Below are 22,206 nucleotides of genomic sequence, written 5' to 3'. Positions count from 1 at the left end.
GCCAATCATCTTGTCATTGAATAGCTCAAGACTTTACGAGTAATATCCCTCTCTGTACCTTAAATTTTTACTTGCTTTTGGCCAAACCAAAGCATGCTAATAATTTTTTAAAAATCGTATTGTTTTCATAAACACCTCTAAATTGAGAAGCATTGGGGCCATAAGCCATTACAGGTACTAAAATCCCTGAGTGGTCATTGGTAGAAAAATTACCATCAACAGCACCAGTGTGGAAATTACCATCCAATAGCGACAAACCACCTGTTTCGTGGTCAGCAGTAATCACGATGGTTGTTTCGCCATTTTTATCGGCAAAAGCTAGGGCTTTTCCTATTACTTCATCAAAATCTAGCATTTCATTTACTACATAATTCAGGTTATTGGCGTGTCCTCCCCAGTCAATTTTAGAGCCTTCTAACATCAAGAAAAAACCATTGGGTGACTGCTGAAGCTTGTCGACAGCAGCATCAAAAGCATCAGAAAGATATGAGCCTCGTCCTTCATGTTTTGGGCGGACTTCGTCTTTAGATACAAATACAAAATTGCGGTCTTTGGCACTGGCTTTTTTAAGTTCGTCTAGGCTCGACAACACTTTACCCTTTTGATGAAGGGCTTTCATTACTTCTGGCTTAAACGACTCGATTCCTGCTCCGATGGTGAGGTCGACGGGGCTTGTTGGCAAATGTTCGGCTATCAACGAATACCAATCACGCTCTGGCTCGTGAGCATAAAAAGAGGCGGGTGTTGCACCTGTTATTTCTTCAGATACTACCAGCCCTATTTTTTTCTTTTGTGTAGCCAATATTTCACTAATATTTTGAAGGGGCTTTTGGAGGGTATCCATGCCAATATAGCGGTTATTAGTTTTTTCGCCAGTCGATAATGCAGTAGCTCCTGCGGCCGAGTCGGTACAAAAGCTATCAGCCGAATTGGTTTTGGAGAAACCTACATTTTTAAAGTTTGCCCAGTTCAATTTACCTCCATTGGCTGTCATTCCACTATAAATTTGGGCAAGCCCCATACCATCGCCTATCAATAGAATTACATTTTTAGAACGCTTGGCTATACCATCAGACTGATAGGTAGGTAAATACGGAATATGTTGTTGAATCGGTGCTGCCGAGTAGCTTACTAGGTTTTTTAAGAAACCTGCCAATTCGGGCAAATTATCTGTACCGATATAATCTACGCCTAGTTTTATCAAAGTTTTATAAGCAGTAATAGAATTGGGTACACCCCAAAGGCGAACGAGTTTGCCAGTAGCATGTACAGAATCTACAAAACTCTTCACCTTACGGTATTGCGGAGCTGTAATAAGTCCTTTTCCATTCCAACGAGTAAAGTCGCTCATACTTGTACTAATAAGCGGTACTCGCTCAAAAGCTTCTTGCGAATATACTTGTTTGGGGCGACCATCAAAAAAGAAAGCTTTATCAAATTGGGCATACGTTGTTGGAGAAGGCATATCTCCAGAAATGATAATTTGTACTGCATTAGGATTACTTTGGGTATCAAAATACGAGTAATAGGGCTTGATTTGCTCTGTAAGAATTTTGAGGGCTTCTATTCCTCCTTCTTTAATATCAATCAACAATTGGAGCTGCTGGCCGTTGGCATAGGCCTTGCCTTTCCGCAGTTGTATTTGCTGAATAAGAGGCTCTAAATAGAGCTTTTTGAATGTACGCTGAGGCTCTATTTCGGCTTTTTCATGAGCTACCATTAGGTCATTTCCTTGAGGGAAAACATCGGCTTCTATCATACCGTATTGTAAACCGTATGCCTCATAGAAGGGCAAATTGTGAAGATAATCGTTGTGGGCATGGGCGTTTTTCATGGTATACACCTTGGTTTGGGCGTATCCATCTACCATACCCATCAGTAGCATTAGTAAGAGAATGTTTTTTTTCATATAAGCAAAATAAAACTTCCCGATAATAATATAAGTTCGTGTAACATAAATCTGAAACTGCAAATTGAACAACCAACCGATAGTCAATTATTTATTTTCAAAATCAGTATTATCATTTAGCACTTCTACTTATGAAGGCATTATCGGGAAGTATAATGAAATTTTATTACGTTTTGGGGCTACATTCTACCGTTGTTGTAGACACAAAAGCAAAGAGCAAATACCTCATAATTTACTGATATAATGGTAGGGTTTTATTCACTTTTGCTTTGCCTATCAACAATAGCACGAGTATTTATGCTAAAATCAATAGACAAAAGTATTCAAGAAAAGTAGGTTGTTTATTACCACCTTATTATCTCAGAATTATGAATTAGTAATGTAGCCTCATTACTACCAGCCTGGCGTTTGTTTATAAGCACCATTACTTTTTGAAATTTCGTCGGGACTAATCGGCCATGCCATGTGTTTGGCAGTGCTAAAATTACGAGCAGGCCAAACTTGCTGAATTGTAAAGCTTGAATTGGGGTTAGTCTTATCGGCATGAATACGGCCATGTAAAGGAGCATTGATTTTGGTAACATCCCCCCAACGTTTTAAGTCAGCCAAGCGATCAGTCCATTCGCAAGCCAATTCTACACGTCTTTCATGTTTCAAATCTGCCAAAGTAGGTGCATTGACTGGTGCCAAACCTACCCTAGCTCTTACTTCGTTGAGCGGTTGTGCAGCCTCCGCATTCTTTCCTTGCTGAATCAGGGCTTCTGCCTTAAACAACAATATTTCGGCATATCTGATTAATGAAAGATTGAGGTTAGTTGTTGGGTAATCGCCGTTGGGATTGATTTGGGTATTTGACCCTGCGTTACCATTTGAGCCATAGCTATAAGGCTCCATGTATTTGTTGATTTGGAAACCCGAAAGGCTATTGGTTGAATAATACTGACGTTCTTGGCCAAAGAAGGTAAATTTATCACCAAACTTCAAGATAGTGGCCTCACGTCTTGGGTCGTTGGCTTCGTATTCTTCATAAAGTTCTTCGGTTGGCTGAAAATACCCCCAACCATTGTAAATACCCCAGCCTTTATTTTCGAGAATAACCCCCATAAATTCTGAACCACCTTGTACCCCTGAAGTTACCGACCATATATATTCAGACGACCAGTTATTCTGAATTTTGAATACTGCTTTATAATTCTCGGCGGCAGTTTCTTTTCCTGTAATCAGGGCTCTTTTGCCTTCATTCTTGATTTTATCGCATAAAGCTGGAATCAGTTGCCATTTGGAGTTGTCATACTGAGCCCAATACGCATACGCCTTTACCATATAAGCCCAAGCGGCAGCTTTGTGAGCTCGCCCTTGGTCGGTCGAAGTATATGTTTCAAAGAAAGGTAAAAGGTCGGCGGCTTTTTGAAGGTCGCTCACAATTTGGGCATAATTATCGGTTACAGAAGCCAACTGAGGAGGTACACGTTTACCAAACTCAGGGTTTTCTGGGCCATCATAAGGAACACCTTGGTCTTTGTGGCCCCACAAATAAGCAAGCCAGAAATGTGAAAAGCCCCTAACAAAATAGGCTTCTCCTAATGCTCTGTTTCTTAGGTCTTCGGTAATATTGGTGGCTTTGGGTACGCCTGCAATTACCTGATTGGCTTTGTTGAGCATTGAATAAAGGGTATTCCAACCACCTGTCATGTATCCTTCACGTCCAGAAGGAATAAAGTTTTTGATGTTTTCGCCATCGGCTTTTGAGCGACCCACAATCAAGTCATCGCTTGCATTTTGCATCCAAAACAAATCACGCCCCCAAGTAGATTCATTTTTGAAAGCAATGTACATAGAAGCCACAGCCTTATTGACATCGTCGGCACTTTTCCAGAAATAAGCTGTTGTTGGTTCGCCGTTAGGCTTGGTATCGACCCATTCTTTTTCGCAAGAACTCATCAGGCCAATAATTAATAGAGATATGAATATTTTTGTAGTCGCTTTCATTAAAATTTGAGTTTAAGACCAAATGAATAAATTCTTGACACAGGAAACTGACCGCCATCGAGGCCAAATCCACCAATTTCGGGGTCCATTCCTGAGTATTTGGTAAAGGTTAGCAGGTTATCGCCACTGAAATAAACTCGAAGGGCTGTATTGCCCACAAACTTTGGAAAAGTATATCCAATCATAAGGTTTTTGAGGCGTAAGTAGTCGCCACTTTCCAAATACCAATCAGATGGCGTTTGGAAGTTTTTGTTGGGGTCGGCGGCCGAAATACGAGGAATCGATGACCCTGTATTGGTTGGCGACCAAGCATCTAAGATTTTATCCCAACGGTTATAGCCTTGTTCAGACGCATTCAGGGTTGATTCTTTGAAAGCATGGAACAATTTTACGCCCTGTACACCTTGAAAGAAAATACTCATATCGAAATTTTTCCAATATAAATTAGTCGTAAATCCATAAGTGAGTTTAGGGAAAGCATTGCCCATATACACACGGTCGGCATCATTGATTTTACCATCGCCATTGGCATCTACAAACTTGAGGTCTCCTGCTTTGGCATAAGGCTGTATTCTTGTGCCATTATATGTATATGCTTCGGCCTCTTGATCGGTTTGGAATATACCCGCTGTTTGAATTAGCCAATAAGAATAATACGGCTGCCCTACAGTAGAACGGAAAGGCGTTAGTGTTCCTCTCCAAGCATCGGTATGTTGCCAAAACGAGGCAGGGTTGTCGTCAATATATTCTACTCGGTTTTTCAGGGTAGCAATGTTTCCATTGATTTCGTAGGTGAGTTTACCTATTTGGTCACGCCAGCTAGCCGAAAACTCAAACCCTGTATTTCTGATTTTACCCTGATTAATATATGGAGCTTCTAAGCCGTTGGTATTAGGCCAGCCCGTATCTTGTTGCTTGATTAAGTCGAAGGTAAGCTTATCGAAATAGTCTACCGTAATATTGAGTTTTTGTTTTAGAATGGCTAAATCTAAACCAATATCTATTTGCTCTGAGGTTTCCCAAGATAGATTAGGATTATTAAGGCTTTTCACATAAAAAGCATTGTAGGTAGGTGCTCCATTACCAATTTGATAGGTATTGTCGGATGAAAGCTTAGGATAACCATAATACATTGCTACCGAGCCTATATTGCCAATACGCCCCCAACTGGCTCTTATTTTCAACAAATCAATATTTTTTACATGAAAAAATGGCTCAGAGGTTAATTTCCATGCAGCCGTAACGCCCGAAAAGCCTTTTCCTCGGGCAGCAGTAGCAAGACGACCTGCTATATCGTAACGATAGCTTGAGGTAAGAAAATAACGGTCGGCCCAGCTATATGAAAGACGACCTACATACGAAAGGTTACGGTCTTTCCAGTCGTAGTCGGTAGGGCGAGTTTGGTCAAAAATGGTTGCATTAATAAAGAACTGAGCCCAATCTTGTTCGTTTTGAAGCCCTTTGGCGGCAGCACTAAATCCTCGGCTAGCATTTTCTTGGGCAGTCATAGATACCATTGCTCCAATACTATGCTTGTCGACATTGAGGTTATAATTGGCCGTATTTTCCCAAATCCAGTGGTAATCACGAGCGGTAGAATACGAAAGGGTATTTTGGTCGTTGGGTTTTCCAGGTTCGGTACGTTTTGGCTCAAAGTTTTTGTACAACGAGCTTTTTTGACGATATGAAAAACGAGATATAAAACTCAGGCCTGGAATCACATTGGCAATACTAAATTCAGAAACCGACTGTAAATCATTGCTTTTGTTGTAGGGCTGATTTCTCAATAAAGTAGCTACGGGGTTTACTACGTCGCCATGAATCCCTAAATAAGCCGATGTTCTTGGCCCAACACCGCCAAATGTACCGTCTTCATAATAAGGTGTGGCCGAACGAGGCATATATATGGCCGAAAGGATTGTTCCTGTATAGCCACTTTCGGTAGATGTACCACGAGCATCGTTGTTGTTCCAGAATAGTTCTTGACGAAACTTTACTTTGTCCGAAAACTTGTATACGGTATTAAAACGCAAAGAAATATTTTGGTTGTAGGTATTGAGTAAAGTTCCTTCGTCTTTTTCATAACGAGCTTGAAAAAGGGTAGATAGTTTGTCAGAACCCGCATTGACCGAAATATTATGACGCTGAATAATCCCCGTTCTGAAAATATTGTCAACCCAATCGGTACGAGTAACTTGTGCGTATGGGTTTTTGGTGGCATCCCAGCCATCAAGAGGTTTAAGGCCTGCGTTGGTATATGCCAAATTGGCAACTCTGGCCTCGTCTGTTGCATTCAACGATTGGGGCGTTTTCCAAGCATTTTTAGCTCCCATAAAGCTGCTATATTCTACACTAGGCTTACCTTGAGTAGCTTGTCGGGTTGTAATTAAAATAACCCCAGCCGCTCCCGAAAAGGCCCCATAAATAGAAGCCGACGCTGCATCTTTCAACACCGTAATGGTTTCTACATCGGCGGGGTTGTAAGGAGCATTCGGCACACCATCCACTACATATAACACACTCTCTGTACCTCTCGACCCCGTTCCACGAATCGTAATACTTGGTGCTTTGTCGGGGTGTCCACCATTACTTACTGTAGTTACGCCTGCCACTTTACCCTGTATCATACCTTCTACATTCAATACAGGGCGGTTTTTGATTTGAGCCATATCGGGTACGGTCGAAACAGCCGCCGACAAATCTTGCTTTTTGGCTGTACCGTATCCTACCACTACAACTTCATTCAGTATTTTAGAATCTGTTTTGAGCTGCACATTGATAATAGAGCGATTATTCAAGGCTATTTCCTGTGTTTCGTATCCTACAAAACTAAATACCAATACCAGATTGTCGTCGTTAGATGGAAGGTTGCTCAAGGTATAATTACCACTTGCATTGGTAGATGTACCTATTGATGTACCCTTTACCAATACGTTTACGGCTGGAATAGGATCACCTTTTTCGTCGGTTACTTTTCCCTTTACATCTACGCCCAACATATTGGTTGTTACTTTCTTTGGAGGTTGAGGTGGGCTTTCTACTTCTATTTTTTTGGCAAGCGACAGCAAGATTTTTTCATTAACCGTTCGGTATTCTATCTTGAGAGGAGATAACAAACGATTCAAAATCACGTGTAACTTTTCTTTATTGGCTCTCAAACTTACTTTTTCTTGTAAATTGAGATGGCTGTCGCTATACACAAACTTCACCTGAGTTGTTTGATGAATCTGTCGCAGAACATCTTTCAGGCTTGCATTGTCTATTTGTAAGGTAAGTTCCTTGTTCAAGACCTCTTGGGCATTGATAGGATGGGCGTAGGTCATAGTGACCATTAAAAACGCCGAGATGATTTGGAAAAGACCAATACGCACGATTTTTAGTCGGTTACGGTACAATAAACTTGTAATTTTTTGCATACATTTGTTTTGCTAAATGGACAGTTTAGTAAAAAAAAAGCCGAAACAGTAGCACATTTTGATGGTGGTACATCTGGTGTGCCAAAGGCGTTTTGTTAGAAGCAGAGGTGGTGGTACACCTCTGTTTTTTTGCCTTTAGGGTGGTTGACAGTGTGGTGGTGTCATAAATAAAGGTTTTGATTGTAAAGAGCGATTAATTGCAACCCTCACCTGCAAGGATTACCTGTTTGTTTTCTATGGAATAGGTCAAATTACTTGTTTCACAAAGCAAGCTTAGAATAAGGGGTAAATGCTCGTTGTCAAAATCGGCGGTAATTCTGCAATTCCCAATTTGAGGGTTGGCCATTTTGAACCGAACATCAAACTTCTTTTCTAAAACATTAATTATTTCGCTGATTGTGGTATTATCAAACGAAATACTAATAGGCTGATAGATAGGTAATTTTGTATCTTCTGTTTTGACAACTTTTATGGCCAATACTGGGGTTTGTTCTGAATAAACAACCTTTTGCCCAGGAGTTAGGACTACAGCTGCCTGTGGCTGATGAGTACTGGTTTTATCTACATTTACAGCTACTTTTCCTGTTACTACGTCTACTTCTACTAAAGATTTCAGCGATGACGTTTTTACATTAAAACTTGTGCCAAGCACCGCAATTTGTACTTTTTGGGTTTTAATAATAAAGGGGTGTTGGGGGTCTTTGGTAATATCAAAAAAACCTTCTCCACTAAACACAATACGTCTTTGCTTACCCGCAAACTTTGTCGGATATTCTACACGAGCGTGTGGATGTAGCCATACCGAACTTCCATCGGAAAAGGTATGCTTGACTACCTTATTTTGGGTATTTTCAAAAGTTTTCCAAAGATTAATAGCAGGTTTGGCTGCTAGATTAGTGTGGCTACTTGGCGAATGCCAGAAATACCCTATTAGTCCTATCAACACAGTAATAGATGCTGCTATTTTTATCCAGTTGGCTGTAGTAAAATATAATAAACGGCGGGGTATACGACGACTGTGTGTTTGAGTATTGATTTGATTCCATACTTCGCTTTGCAGAGAAAGTTGCTCGTCGGAGGATAGCGTAGCCAAAAAGTCTGACTCGCCTTTCAGGGAGTCATAGAAATCTTCGACCAATACTTTTTCTTCTGGCGAACAAGTCCCATTGAGATACCTATTCAGTACTTCGGAAGTGATTTTTTGCGACATGATTTACAGAGGGCTGTATTGCCCCTCTATCTGTTTGTCGCTTGTGGGATAGATATACCCTTACTTTGGGGAGAAAAAAAATCAAAATTTTATAAAAAAGCCTAAAATACACACTACAGCGTAATCTTTTAGGTGAACCCGAAGCAAGCGAATAGCTTTGGTGATGTGTTGTTCTACGGTTTTTTCAGAAATATTTAAACGGCTGGCTATTTCTTTGTTGTTGGTGCCTACTCGGCTCAACAAAAATACCTCTCGACATTTATCGGGCAAAAAAGATAATGCTTTTTGATAATCATTTTTGAGCGATTCATAAGCAATCGTTTCTTCGGTAAGGTTGACAGCAAACGAGCTTGTTAGGTGGTTTGTAAAGGCCGCTTCTTGTGCTGGCGACTCGTTAACAATAAAATATTTTTCTTGAATGAGCTTTTTTCTTATCTGTGTAATTACTTGGTATTTGACCATACCAAATAGGTAATTCTGTAAGTTGGTCTGCAAAATAATCGAATGGCGGCTTTGCCAAATACTAACAAATACCGTTTGTGTAACTTCCTGAGCCAAAAACCTATCTCGAAGTTTTTCGTATGCTTTGTTGTAAACTGCTACAAAATATCGAAGGTAAATTTCTTCAAAAGCTAGGTGGTCGTTGCTGGACTGCATAAGCTCCAATAACGATTCATCATCATAACCTTTAAATCTTTCTTTCCTTGGATACATTATATTTTTACTGCTTAATTCATATACTAGCTAAACATTCTATTAATAAAACACAAATAAACAAAAAAAAGCTATTGCTCTCATGCAAAGGCTATAAGCATAATTATTTGTTAATATTGCTCCTATTTTTATGGTAAATATAGACAGCCTTTTCTTTGAAAAACAAATGGTTGGACTTTATTTTTTGTATTATTTGTAGTTTTATTTGAACATAATTGAATACACTAGGCAGAAAACAGATACAGTATTTAGTTAAAGTTTATTAAAAATAGCAAAGAGTCCTGATAACTTAGCCTTGAAAGGAAAATCTTTTTTGTAGTACAAAAAAACCCTTCCATTTTTATAAAAACAGAAGGGTAAAATACGCTACGATACTATAACTTCTTGGTGCATATCGGGCATTTGAATATCATGATAACCTTCGGCTATCAATTTAGCCTTGAATTGGGTTTGGGTATCTAGCTCGCCATGTACCAAAAAAATCGTTTTTACTTGTTCTTTATCTTGACAAGCCAAATATTCAATCATTTCACGGTAGTCGGCATGAGCTGAAAACGAATCCATTACCATTACTTCGGCTCTTACGTCGAAGTTTTCACCAAAAATATGCACCTTTTTTGCTCCTGCCTTTAGCTGTCCGCCAAGGCTATCGGGCGAGGTATAGCCGACCAATAAAATACAGCAACGCACATCATGAATATGATTAGCAATATGGTGTTTGATACGGCCTGCTTCGGCCATACCCGATGCCGAGATAATAACACAGGGTTCGGCACTATCGTTGAGCTTCTTGGAGTCTTCGGTAGCGCTAATGTATGTCAAATTAGGAAATCCAAAGGCATCGCCATCGCCTTGTTGTAAATATGATAAAACATCGGGGTTAAAACATTCGGGGTGTTTTTTCATCACCATCGTGGCATTGACCGACAAAGGCGAATCTACATATACTTTGATTTTAGGAAGTTTGCCTTCATGTTCGAGTTGGTCGAGGGCATATACCAGCTCTTGGGTACGATCGATAGAAAACGCTGGAATAATCAACTTCCCCTTTTGTTGTACACATACTTTTTGTACAATTGCCAGCAAATGTGATTTTACATCGGCTTCGGGTTCGTGTAGCCTTGCTCCATAGGTAGACTCACAAATGATATAATCAGCCTGAGGAAAAGGCTCGGGACTTTTCAAGATTTTATCGTGTGGGCGACCAATATCGCCAGAAAAAAATAATCGAATAGGGCCCGCTTTTTCCTGAATAGTCAACGAAACGGCCGCCGAACCCAAAATATGCCCAGTATCGGTAAAGTAGCAAGTTACATCTTCGGCAATAGCAAATGTTTCTCTAAAATTCACGGCTTGCATTTGGCTGATGGTCTGGGCTACATCCTCTTGTGTATATAAGTTTTCGAGTAATGTTTCGCCACGGTTAGCCCTTCTTTTATTGATTCTGGCCAAATCATTTTCTTGTATTCTGGCCGAATCACCCAGTAGCAAAACAGCTAAATCCTTGGTAGCGGCAGTACAAAAAATAGGCCCAGAAAAGCCCTTTGCCACCAAACGAGGCAATAATCCTGTATGGTCGATATGAGCATGCGAAAGTACAACATAGTCTACTTCGGCAGGGTCAAAACCAAATTTCTGATTAAGTTCTTGGGTATTGAGTCCCTGAAAAAGGCCACAGTCTAATAGTATTTTGGTACCCTTTTCAGTAATAACAAGATGCTTTGAGCCAGTAACCCGTTGGGCTGCTCCATGAAACTGTATTTTCATAATTTTATTAAGATTGTTTGAAAGGTTAATTGATGAACAAATAGCTCAGAGACAATCATGGCATATACCAGTATCAAAGAAAACGGATTTGCCTGAATTATTGCTTATTTTGCATAATAGATAATCAAATATTCAGACAGCTATTTAACGATACTAGTCACAGATGCCTCTTTTTTCATTTAATCATATCCAAAACCTATTTGTGAAGGTACTTCGTAAAAAATTGGTTCGAGGGCTAATAGGAACACTCATACTACTTTTGGTACTAGACTGGGGGTTTCCCTTACGGGTTAATCCGCAATATTCTACCATTATTACCGATTCAGACAATAAAATATTACATGCCTTTTTGAACCGTCAAGACAAATGGCGCATGCAAACAGAGCTTAACGAAATAACGCCTACTTTAGCCAAAGCTATTATTTTTAAAGAAGACCGCTGGTTTAGGTATCATTTTGGCGTAAACCCCTTGGCTATTGCTAGGGCTGCCACCAGAAATATCCTCAAAGGTCGCCGTACGTCTGGGGCAAGTACTATTACGATGCAGGTTGTACGCCTTTTGTATCCTCGCAAACGAACCTATTTCAATAAAGTTATAGAAATATTACGAGCGTTTCAGCTAGAATGGCATTATAGTAAAGATGAAATTTTGCAACTGTATTTAAGCCTAATTCCTTATGGGTCAAATATCGAAGGACTCAAATCGGCTTCGGTATTATATTTTCAAAAATCGCCCGATGTACTAAGTTTGGCCGAGGTAACAGCACTTACTATTATTCCCAACCGCCCGTCAAGTTTACGGCTAGGCATAAACAACGCTTATATTCTACAAGAAAGAAATCGTTGGTTGCAACGCTTTGCCCAAGCCCAATTGTTTGCCCAACAAGATATAGATGATGCCCTTACAGAACCACTGAATGTAAAGCGGCACGAAGCTCCAAAGTTAGCTCCACATCTGGCTATTAGGCTTAGAAAAGAATACGCCCAACTCCCGATTATTCATACCAGTATTCGACGCAACAGCCAACTTACTATCGAAAAAATCGTACACAATTATGTAACACGGCTTTATGCCATGAATATCCATAATGCCGCAGTAGTGGTTATCAATAATCAAACCCATCAAATAGAATCATATATAGGTTCGGCAGATTTTGATAGCCCTATCGACGGCGGGCAGGTTGATGGTGTACGGGCGGTGCGTTCGCCAGGAAGTACCCTCAAGCCCCTGTTATACGGTATTGCCTTCGATGAAGGAATTATTACCCCAAAATCAACGATTAATGACGTACCAAGTAATTTTAGTGGTTTTGAACCCGAAAACTTTGACAAACAGTTTCATGGAAAAGTTACCGTAGAGTTTGCCTTGGCTAATTCTTTGAATATTCCAGCAGTAAAAATGCTCAAAGAAATTTCGACCCCGCTTATGGTTGACAAACTCAAAAAAGCCGATTTTTTAACCATCAAAAAATCAGCCTCAACACTTGGCCTATCGCTAGCACTAGGAGGCTGTGGTGTTAGCCTCGAAGAATTGAGCAATTTGTTTTCGGCCTTTGCCAATAAAGGCGATTTTGTCAAAGCTAATCTGATCCAAAGCTCCGAAAAAATGCCTGCTGTACCTATTTTATCGGAAGAGTCTACTTTTTTAATCAACCAAATCCTAAGCCAAGTAACTCGCCCCGACTTGCCCAATAATTATGAATATACTTACCGAATGCCCAAAATTGCTTGGAAAACAGGTACATCATTTGGCAAGAAAGATGCCTGGAGTATTGGTTACAATGCCCATTATACAATAGGTATTTGGGTAGGTAATTTTTCGGGCGAGGGTGTTCCTGAGCTTTCAGGAGCCAATATTGCTACCCCTTTACTATTCGATATTTTCAATACCATCGACTACAACTCTCACACGCGCTGGTTTTTGCCAAGTAATCAGTTGGCTCTCCGAAAAGTATGTGCTGAAAGTGGTGCATTGCCCAGCGAATATTGCGAACACCAAATCACCGACTACTATATACAGGCTATTTCACATACCCAAACTTGTACACATACCAAAGCGACTTGGGTAAACCCAACAGCCACCATCAGCTATTGTAGTGTTTGCCTGCCCGACAGCGGAGCTATTCAAAAGCGATACCCCAATTACGCCCCCGAACTTATTACTTGGTACGAAAGCAAACATATTCAATATGCCCGTATACCACCACATAACCCCAAATGCACCAATGTATTTAATAGCAATGCACCCATAATATCGTACCCAACCGACGGAGCAGAATATATTTTGGCAGCCAATGACCCCCCCAAGCTTATGCTGAGCTGTCAGGCAGGCAACGACATCAAAGCGGTATACTGGTATATCAACGACAAGCTACTACAAAAAGCCCCTGCCACCGAAGCCATCTTTTTTAGGCCCGAATCGGGAAAAGTTAAAATTTCATGTACCGACGACAAAGGCCGAAATACTAACATTTGGATCAAGGTAAAAAAAGAATAAGCCCAACAAGCCCTATTCCAAAGCCCCAGATAGCCCCGATAGAGGCATTTCATGAAAGGATATAGCATATTTAGGAAGAATGTTGTGAAATAATCGGCAAAATATCCATTTTTTTTTGCTAACTATTTGTAAATTAATAAGAAAGCCGTAATTTTGCAGTCCGTTTCGGTAGGCAGCGAACAAATGCCCAATTAAATAATTAGGCAAAAGACTGTAAATCAGAAAGTTCAGTTACAAATTTTCTTATCGAAACACCCGGCTTCAATCAGGTAGGGAACGCTTCCACCCCCACTGGCAGAGAGAAGTCAAGCTATGAAACCTAGCCGTACAGGTATTTCTGTCAGCTAGGAATCACAAATCCAACACTTAAAGATTTTACAAAGAAATGGCAAAAGAAATAGCTGGCTACGTTAAGTTGCAGTGCAAGGGTGGTGCCGCAAACCCTTCACCACCAATCGGTCCTGCCTTGGGTTCTAAGGGTTTGAATATCATGGAGTTCTGTAAGCAATTCAATGCCAGAACACAAGATAAACCAGGTGTAATTCTACCTGTATTAATTACTTACTACAAAGATAAATCATTTGATTTCGTAGTAAAAACTCCTCCTGCTCCAATCTTGTTGTTGGAAGCTGCTAAGGTAAAAATTGGTTCAGCTCAGCCAAACTTGAAAAAAGTTGGTTCTGTAACTTGGGACCAAGTTCGTACGATTGCTGAAACTAAGATGCCAGACTTAAACTGTTTCACAGTAGAAGCAGCAATGAGCATGGTAGCTGGTACAGCTCGTTCTATGGGTCTTACAGTAACAGGAGAAAAACCTTTCTAATTTTCAAATTGAAAAGAATAATGGCTAAGTTAACAAAGAAACAAAAAGAAGCTCTTTCGAAATATGACTCAACGCAAGCGTACTCACTTACGAAAGCGGCAGAGATATTGAAAGAGATTTCATATACGAAGTTTGATTCCTCTGTGGATATCGACGTTCGTTTGGGTGTTGACCCACGTAAAGCTGACCAAATGGTACGTGGCGTTGTTGCCTTGCCACACGGTACAGGTAAAGATGTTCGTGTATTGGTACTTTGCACTCCTGACAAAGAGGAAGAAGCAAAAGCTGCTGGTGCTGACTTCGTTGGGTTGGACGAATATATCCAAAAAATCGAGAAAGGTTGGACTGATATTGATGTAATCATCACTATGCCAACTGTAATGGCTAAAATCGGTCGTTTAGGTCGTGTTTTAGGCCCTCGTGGTTTGATGCCAAACCCTAAATCAGGAACAGTTACTTTGGAGGTTGGACAAGCTGTTAAAGAAGTGAAAGCTGGTAAAATCGACTTCAAAGTTGACAAAACTGGTATCATCCATACTTCAATTGGTAAGGTGTCTTTCGACCCTGCTAAATTGGCTGAAAACGCTCAAGAACTTATCAATACATTGGTAAAATTGAAGCCATCTTCAGCTAAAGGAACATACGTGAAGTCAATCAACTTGTCTTCTACGATGTCTCCAGGTGTTCAAATTGATAAAGCAACAGTTAACGGTTTGTAATCATGACTAAAGAAGAAAAAGCAGTAATTATTGGAGAGTTGAGCGAAAAGTTCGCTGCTACTCCATACTTCTACATCACTGATACCGCTGGGTTGACCGTTGCAGAAGTAAACGCATTCAGAAGACTTTGTTTTCAACGTGGCTTAGAGTATCGTATCGTAAAAAATACTTTGATTGCTAAGGCTCTTGAAACTACAGGAACTGACTATACTCCTTTCAATGATACAGTTTTAAAAGGAATGTCTGGTGTGATTTTCTCTCCTGAAAATCCTAAGACTCCTGCAAAATTGATCAAAGATTTCAAGAAGGAAGCTGGTAAAGATAAAATCCGTTTCAAAGGTGCTTCTATTGAAGGTGGCTTGTTTATCGGAGAAGATCAATTGGCAGCTCTTGAAAACGTGAAGTCAAGACAAGAAATGATTGGCGACATCATTGGATTGTTGCAATCTCCTGCGAAAAACGTTGTTTCTGCTCTTCAAAGCAGCGGCGGCAAATTGGCAGGTATCTTGAAAACTTTATCGGAAAGAGAAGGTTAATAACCAATTTGATGCTTGCTTAGGTAAGCTCAAATTTATAAAGGCTTCCAAGTACAATAAACGCATATAGTATAATAATCAAAATCGTAAACAATTAAAATCTCTTAATAAAATGGCAGATTTAAAAGCATTCGCTGAACAATTAGTAAATTTAACAGTTAAAGAAGTTAACGAATTAGCAGCTATCTTGAAAGATGAGTATGGTATCGAACCTGCTGCTGCTGCTGCAGTAGTTGTAGCTGGTGGTGGTGCTGGTGATGCTGCTGAAGCTCCTGCTGAAAAAACATCTTTCGACGTAATCTTGAAAGCTGCTGGTGCTAACAAATTGGCAGTAGTTAAATTGGTGAAAGACTTAACTGGTCTTGGCTTGAAAGAAGCTAAAGAAGTAGTTGACGGAGCTCCAAAAGCTATCAAAGAAGGCGTTTCTAAAGAAGAAGCTGAAGGTTTGAAAAAATCTTTAGAAGAAGCTGGTGCTGAAGTTGAAGTTAAGTAATTAACACCAATATACAGTCCTTTAAAGCGAGTCATAACTACGGTTATGGCTCGCTTTGTTTTTATGCTATTCCTCATTGTTTTGTACCTTCTATTACTCCTGCTGAAAAAGTATCATATTGTCTTGACTTTCTATATTTTTTTCGCTAACTTTCTCTAAATCAAACCTTTTACTGCTATGACAACTATCGAACAAATAGAACATTGGGGCGACTCCCATCACCCTGCATGGCTCGACATCGTACGGATTTCGCTTGGGGTTCTACTCTTTCTCAAAGGAGTTAGTTTTATTGGTGACACTACCTATTTAGGAAATCTTGTCGAAGGCCTACACTTCAATGCTTGGACTTTTGTGGCGGTACACTATGTAGCCTTTGCCCATTTGGTTGGTGGCTTAATGATTGCCATTGGCTGTATGACTCGTACGGCTTCAGTTTTTCAAATTCCTATTCTATTTGTTGCTGTATTCTTTACCAACTTACGCAATGGCTTCTCTTATCTCAATTCTGAGCTTTGGCTTTCGTTGATTGTTCTCATTTTACTTATCATATTTGCGATTGCTGGTTCAGGTAAATTTTCTTTTGACGAATACGCTCGCACCCACACGCCCAAAGGCAAGAAATAATACTTCTGTCAAATACCCGAATTACCCTATTCGGGTATTTTTATGTAATAATTAGGGGACAAAACAGCTAGAATCTATCAAAGTATTGTTATTTTTAGATATTGTTGGTTATTTCGTGTAAATTTTTAGTTGAAATATGACCAACTCTCTTAAAAGCTCACAATCACTAAATGAACAAATGCTCTGGAACAACTTTAGAGCAGGCGATGAAGTGGCTTTTACTCAGCTCTCTAAACAGTTCTACAAAACGTTGGTTCATTATGGCGGTAAATTCACTTCTAATAACCAGATTATAGAAGATGCCATTCAGGATTTACTCATCAAACTCTGGCTTCGTCGTAGCTCGCTAAATGAAGTTGAATCAGTAAAGTTTTATCTGCTCAAAGCTTTTAGAAATCAACTATTCAAAACACTCCAAACGTTCAAGGCTATTCCGCTTGAAGAAAATTTCAATGATACGCTCTTTGAAGATTCGTCAGAAACCTCGCTGATAGAAAATGAGGCTTTCAATAGTATTCATCAGAAGGTGTCTTGCTCGCTACAACAGTTGCCCGAAAGGCAACGAGAAATCCTCTATCTACGATTTTATCAAGACCTTCGGGTTGAGGAAATCGCTCTACTGCTTCAAATCAAACCGCAATCGGTAAGTAATATCATCCAAAGAGCCCTAATCAAACTCCGTGAAAACTGGGAAATAATCATTCCTTTTCTATGCTGGATATGCAGCTAAAGAGCTTTTCTGTCTTCTTTTTGTTTTTTTATAAATTTATTTAAAAAAAATTGTCTTTTAGCGAGTATCCAAACATAGGTTTGGGGATGTTAGCAATAGAAACTGCAAGGGGAGACATCAAATGCAACAACCTAAAAGGCTTTATGAACACAAAAACAACTTTTGAAGAATTACTCAATGACCCTTCTTTTAGAAAATGGGTTTATGAAAATCGTCATCAAAATGAGGTTTTCTGGGATAAATGGTCAGAAGCCAACTTCGTTAAGCCCGAAGTGTTACAACAACTACGTTCTTTGCTACTGAATTTGGAAGGTAAACCCATCGAGCTAAATAACGAATACATCGACAATCAGGTTACTAGAGCTTTGTCGATAGCCAAAGAACGTGAACGTGAGGAAAACTTGCCCATAAAAGACGAGCAAGCAGCGGTTATAGCTGTATATAAATATTGGGCAATAGCAGCATCTGTATTGCTTGTATTGGGAATATGGTGGTTTTTCAACGAAAAAAAAACCTCCACAGCTCAAGAAATAAGCTTTGAAGAGCATTTAACCCAATCGCATAACAAAGAGCATTTTACCGAGATTAACAATAATACACAACTCAACAAACTGGTTGTACTGCCCGATGGCAGTACTATTGTATTGCATAAAGGAAGCCGCCTAAAATACTATGATTCATTCAATGCTCAAAAGCGAGAGGTTTTTTTGTTGGGTGAAGCTTTTTTTGAAGTAACCAAAAATACACAAAAGCCTTTCTTGGTATTTACCAAAGATATTGTCACCAAGGTACTAGGAACAAGTTTTACCATTAAAGCTTTCGATGATTTGGAAGAAGTCAAGGTGATGGTAAAAACAGGAAGAGTAGCCGTAATAACACAAAATACGCTTGGCTCGATTCAGCAGCTCGATGACAAAGAACTTTCAGGTGTTGTACTAACAGCTAATCAGCAAATAATTTATCAACGCAATGACAATACCTTGTCAAAAACTGAAATACAAGCTCCGCCTACAGCTTTGGCACTTAAAAATGAAGCTCAGTCGCTTGTATTTGATGCAACGCCAGTCAGCGAGGTATTTACAAAGCTGGAAAAAGAATACGGAATAGATATTGTATTCGACGAGCAAGTCATGAGCAAATGTACTATCACCGCTAAATTGGGTACAGAACCTTTGAATGAAAAAATTAAATGGATTTGTACGATTATAGATGCCAGCTATGAAATAACAGATGGCCAAATTATTATTTCGGGAAAACCCTGTAACTAACTTTTAAACATACATAAACAATAAAAAAGGTGAATGATGTTGACGCATCATTCACCCCAATGTCCCCTCCACTTTGCTTCGACACAAACATCCAGAAATGGATGAGGGGATTCCTTTGCCAATTCGTTCCAATTAACAAATTACCCAAAAGTATGAAAAAAAAATTGCCATCGTATCAAATTTTACGAAAAATCATGAAAATCAGTTTATTGCAAATTGCTTTATCTGTTTTGTGTATGAGTTTCTCATTGGCACACGACACTAAAGCACAAGATTTGCTGAACAAGAAGGTGACACTGCATCTGAAAAAAGATGAGGTAGAAGATGTCTTGCAAAAAATTGAAAAAATTGTAGGTATCAATTTTATGTATAGTCCAGAGTTGATCGACTCGAAAAGAAGGGTATCTATTGATGCTGAAGACAGACCTTTAGCAGAAGTTCTTACCGACCTTTTGTCGCCACTAAGTATCAATTATGAAGTTTCGGGACAACAGATTCTTTTGAAAAGGAAAAATCGGTCCTCTACCGAAACCAAAGTCAGTATTTATCCCAAAGAAGAAATTATCGAGCAGGCCATCACAGGTACAGTAACCGACGATAAAGGCGAGGGGCTCGTTGGTGTAAGTATCCAGATTAAAGGAACGACTCGTGGAACAACAACCGACCCCAATGGAAAATTCAGAATCAGTATTCCTAATGAAGATGTCGTACTGGTTTTTACCTCTGTAGGATACCTCAAAGCAGAAGTGGCTGTTGGTAAGCAAACATCACTGAATGTTGTATTAAAAGCCGATATTGGTAACCTCGATGAAGTAGTAGTAGTAGGTTATGGTACTCAAAAGAAAAGTACGATAGCTGGGGCGGTATCGGATGTAAGTCAAAAAGCCATTGCTAGTAATCCTTCTCCCAACCTAAGCAACTCTTTGGTTGGGCAGGCAGCGGGTATTATCGCTACACAGCGTTCGGGCGAGCCAGGCAAAGACGCATCCAATATTTTGATTAGGGGTATTGGTACAATTGGTGATTCATCGCCAATCTATGTAATTGATGGGATTGTGCGTTCGTCAAGCGATTTTGCACAGCTCAATTCTAGCGAAATCCAATCTTTTTCTATTTTAAAAGATGCAGCTAGTGCGGCCGTATTTGGTATTCGTGCTGGTAACGGGGTTATTCTTGTTACTACCAAAAGAGGAGCAGAGGGCAAAATGCAAATTGATTTTACAGCTAATGTTGGTGTACAAGAGCGAACACGCAATCCTGAGTTTTTGAATTCTTACGAATACGCTATGCTTTACAACGAAGCCTTGGCCAACGATGGCAAACAACCTATGTATTCGCAAAACGACCTAGAAAAATACCGCACTCACTCAAGCCCAGACACACACCCTGATTCTGACTGGTTTTCGGTTCTTAAAAAATCAGCCATGGTTCGTAACTATTCTATTTCGGCTACTGGTGGCTCAGATAAGGTACGATATGCTACTTCGGCGGGATATTTAAAACAAGATGGTATTATTCCTTCTAATGACTTTAATCGATACAACTTTAGGTCAAATATAGATGCCAACGTTACTAGTACAACCAAGCTTTCGTTTGATTTGTCGGGCAGAGATGAAAAAACTAACAACGTGGCCTCGGAAGAAGTTTTTAGATGGATGTCGGGTATTCCACCTAATAGAACACCTATCAAGTGGTCGAATGGCGAATATTCTAATGGCCCATCGTATTTGACACTACCCGAAAATGGCTATAGAAAAAGAAATATCCAAGCATTTCGTGGGCGTATGGAATTAGAACAACAATTGCCATTTCTTAAAGGACTTTCTATCAAAGCTATTGCTTCTTATGATAAAACATTTACTGATAATAAAAACTGGACTTATACCAAAATCCCTTTTTATAACAGGGTGTCTGATGGCTCTTTTGTAGAAGCTGACAAAGGCCCTACATCGTTAGTACAAAATCATTTAGATGAACAGGCTGTTACTTTGGAGTCGCACCTAAACTATAAAACAACCATTGGTAAAAGCAATTTTACGGGTTTACTATTATATACTCAAACCAAACAGGCTTGGAATTATTTGAATGCTTCTCGTGAAGGCTATACCCTAGCCATCGACGAAATTAACTTTGGTGCTGCCGCCAACCGCAACAATAGTGGCTATTCGGGTAGTAGTGGCCGACAAGGTATTGTTGGTAGAATTAACTGGGCTTATGATGACAAATACGTGCTAGAAACAAGTTTTAGAGCCGACGGTTCAGAGCAATTTGCAGAAGGCAAAAGGTGGGGGTTTTTTCCTTCTTTTTCAGCGGGCTATGTAGTTTCACAAGAACCTTTTTTAAAAAACTCTTCTTTAGTTGATTTCTTAAAACTACGTGCCTCTTATGGTATTCTTGGAAATGACAGACTAGGCGACCAACGTTTCTTGTATTTGCAATCATATTATGTAAGTGGTTCGGCAGTTTTTGGTAATGCCAATATACAACCAGCTATTGTTGAAGGTAGGTTATCGAACCCCGATGTAACTTGGGAAACGGTCAAAAAACTTAATGTAGGCATCGATGCTACTTTCTTGAAAGGAAAACTTACAGCCGTTGTAGATTACTTTTTCGACAAAAGAAGTGATATTCTTGCTTCAAGAAACCTTTCTGTACCAAGCCTTCTTGGTATTGGCTTACCTGTCGAAAACTTAGCCAAAGTAAACAACAAAGGAGTAGAAGTTACACTTGGCCATACCAATAGGCTTACAAGAGATTTACGATATTCGATGAGTGCCAATTTGACGTATGCCAAAAATGAAATTGTCTTTATTGATGAAGCGGCTTCTGTCAACCCAAATATCAGAAGAACAGGCTTATCGCTCAATACACAATATGGCTACAGAGCAATCGGATTATTCCAGTCTCAGCAGGAAGTAGACGCTGCCCCTAAGCAACTCGGCAATACTGGCCCTGGCGATATTCGCTATGAAGATATTAACAAAGATGGTATAATCAATGATCTTGATAGAGTGGCTATCGGAAAATCAAATACGCCGGAAATTATCTTTGGTTTTAACGGAAGCTTACACTACAAAAACTTTGATTTCACTTTCTTGTTTCAGGGGGCTACCAATGTCAACCAATACTATGAAGGAGAAGGGGCTTGGCCGTTCTTTGTAGGCTCAGGTGCATTGAAAGCAAACTTAGACCGCTGGACTCCATCAAACCCTAATGCTAGCGAGCCTCGTGTTTTGATTGACCCAACCAACCTTAATCATGCTGGTTCTTCTTTTTGGATGAGAGATGCGTCTTATTTGCGTCTCAAAAATATAGAATTAGCCTATAACCTCCCTGTAGATGCCCTAAAATTAGGGGGTTTTATTAAGGGAATGCGTATTTATGTAAATGCTAATAACGTAGCGACATGGTCAAAAATCCAAAATTATGACCCTGAAAATGCCAGTGGTAGAGGATGGGACTATCCCCAATTTAGAATTTGGAATGCTGGTGTAAACTTTAAATTTTAACA

At 39.7% G+C, this 22,206-nt stretch carries 15 protein-coding genes; 9 read left to right on the top strand and 6 right to left on the bottom strand.

Features of this window, described 5'->3' with window-relative positions; genetic code table 11:
• Window positions 1–67 precede the first annotated feature (67 nt).
• From FLEMA_RS71890 to FLEMA_RS71865, 6 genes are all read right to left on the bottom strand, one after another.
• Complete coding sequence (locus tag FLEMA_RS71890; RefSeq protein ID WP_044175003.1) at window positions 68–1,909, bottom strand: alkaline phosphatase; 1,842 nt, start codon at window positions 1,907–1,909, stop codon at window positions 68–70.
• Window positions 1,910–2,302: 393 nt separating this feature from the next.
• Window positions 2,303–3,898, bottom strand: coding sequence for a RagB/SusD family nutrient uptake outer membrane protein (locus tag FLEMA_RS71885; protein ID WP_044172697.1), 1,596 nt, complete (start codon window positions 3,896–3,898; stop codon window positions 2,303–2,305).
• On the bottom strand, window positions 3,898–7,314 hold the full coding sequence (locus FLEMA_RS71880) for a SusC/RagA family TonB-linked outer membrane protein (protein ID WP_229359486.1): 3,417 nt from the start codon (window positions 7,312–7,314) through the stop codon (window positions 3,898–3,900). Before FLEMA_RS71880 ends, FLEMA_RS71885 begins: the two co-directional genes overlap by 1 nt.
• A gap of 193 nt (window positions 7,315–7,507) precedes the next feature.
• Window positions 7,508–8,524 carry a FecR family protein gene (locus tag FLEMA_RS71875; protein WP_044172694.1) on the bottom strand — a complete coding sequence of 339 codons (1,017 nt, stop codon included), beginning with the start codon at window positions 8,522–8,524 and terminating at the stop codon, window positions 7,508–7,510.
• Window positions 8,525–8,605: 81 nt separating this feature from the next.
• The gene (locus tag FLEMA_RS71870; RefSeq protein ID WP_044172690.1) at window positions 8,606–9,238 is read right to left on the bottom strand and encodes a sigma-70 family RNA polymerase sigma factor; all 633 of its coding nucleotides are present in this window, start codon (window positions 9,236–9,238) and stop codon (window positions 8,606–8,608) included.
• Between the two features lie 366 nt (window positions 9,239–9,604).
• Window positions 9,605–11,005, bottom strand: a complete 1,401-nt coding sequence (locus FLEMA_RS71865; RefSeq protein WP_044172687.1) for an MBL fold metallo-hydrolase RNA specificity domain-containing protein — start codon at window positions 11,003–11,005, stop codon at window positions 9,605–9,607.
• Window positions 11,006–11,168: 163 nt separating this feature from the next.
• On the opposite strand from FLEMA_RS71865, the gene pbpC reads away from it, so the two are divergent.
• From pbpC to FLEMA_RS71855, 9 genes are all read left to right on the top strand, one after another.
• Entirely contained in the window at window positions 11,169–13,502 is a 2,334-nt protein-coding gene (gene pbpC, locus FLEMA_RS0139520; protein WP_044172683.1) for a penicillin-binding protein 1C, read from the top strand.
• 385 nt (window positions 13,503–13,887) lie between these two features.
• A complete protein-coding gene (gene rplK, locus FLEMA_RS0139510; protein ID WP_026996688.1) occupies window positions 13,888–14,325 on the top strand; it encodes a 50S ribosomal protein L11 in 438 nt (145 codons plus the stop codon).
• 20 nt (window positions 14,326–14,345) lie between these two features.
• Complete coding sequence (gene rplA / locus FLEMA_RS0139505) at window positions 14,346–15,044, top strand: 50S ribosomal protein L1 (RefSeq protein ID WP_026996687.1); 699 nt, start codon at window positions 14,346–14,348, stop codon at window positions 15,042–15,044.
• 2 nt (window positions 15,045–15,046) lie between these two features.
• Window positions 15,047–15,580 (top strand): 50S ribosomal protein L10, encoded by a 534-nt coding sequence (gene rplJ / locus FLEMA_RS0139500; RefSeq protein ID WP_026996686.1) that lies wholly within the window; start codon window positions 15,047–15,049, stop codon window positions 15,578–15,580.
• Window positions 15,581–15,692: 112 nt separating this feature from the next.
• Complete coding sequence (gene rplL, locus FLEMA_RS0139495; protein ID WP_026997920.1) at window positions 15,693–16,073, top strand: 50S ribosomal protein L7/L12; 381 nt, start codon at window positions 15,693–15,695, stop codon at window positions 16,071–16,073.
• A gap of 177 nt (window positions 16,074–16,250) precedes the next feature.
• Window positions 16,251–16,697 (top strand): DoxX family protein, encoded by a 447-nt coding sequence (locus FLEMA_RS0139485; protein WP_026996685.1) that lies wholly within the window; start codon window positions 16,251–16,253, stop codon window positions 16,695–16,697.
• A 136-nt stretch (window positions 16,698–16,833) separates the two neighbouring features.
• Window positions 16,834–17,427, top strand: coding sequence for an RNA polymerase sigma factor (locus tag FLEMA_RS71860; protein ID WP_044172680.1), 594 nt, complete (start codon window positions 16,834–16,836; stop codon window positions 17,425–17,427).
• Between the two features lie 143 nt (window positions 17,428–17,570).
• Window positions 17,571–18,695, top strand: coding sequence for a FecR family protein (locus FLEMA_RS0139455; RefSeq protein ID WP_026996683.1), 1,125 nt, complete (start codon window positions 17,571–17,573; stop codon window positions 18,693–18,695).
• A 152-nt stretch (window positions 18,696–18,847) separates the two neighbouring features.
• Window positions 18,848–22,204 (top strand): TonB-dependent receptor, encoded by a 3,357-nt coding sequence (locus FLEMA_RS71855; RefSeq protein ID WP_052354183.1) that lies wholly within the window; start codon window positions 18,848–18,850, stop codon window positions 22,202–22,204.
• The last annotated feature ends 2 nt before the right edge of the window (window positions 22,205–22,206 follow it).

It is taken from the genome of Flectobacillus major DSM 103 (assembly GCF_000427405.1).
GTDB lineage: Bacteria > Bacteroidota > Bacteroidia > Cytophagales > Spirosomataceae > Flectobacillus > Flectobacillus major.
This window is presented reverse-complemented; position numbering and strand designations above follow the sequence as displayed.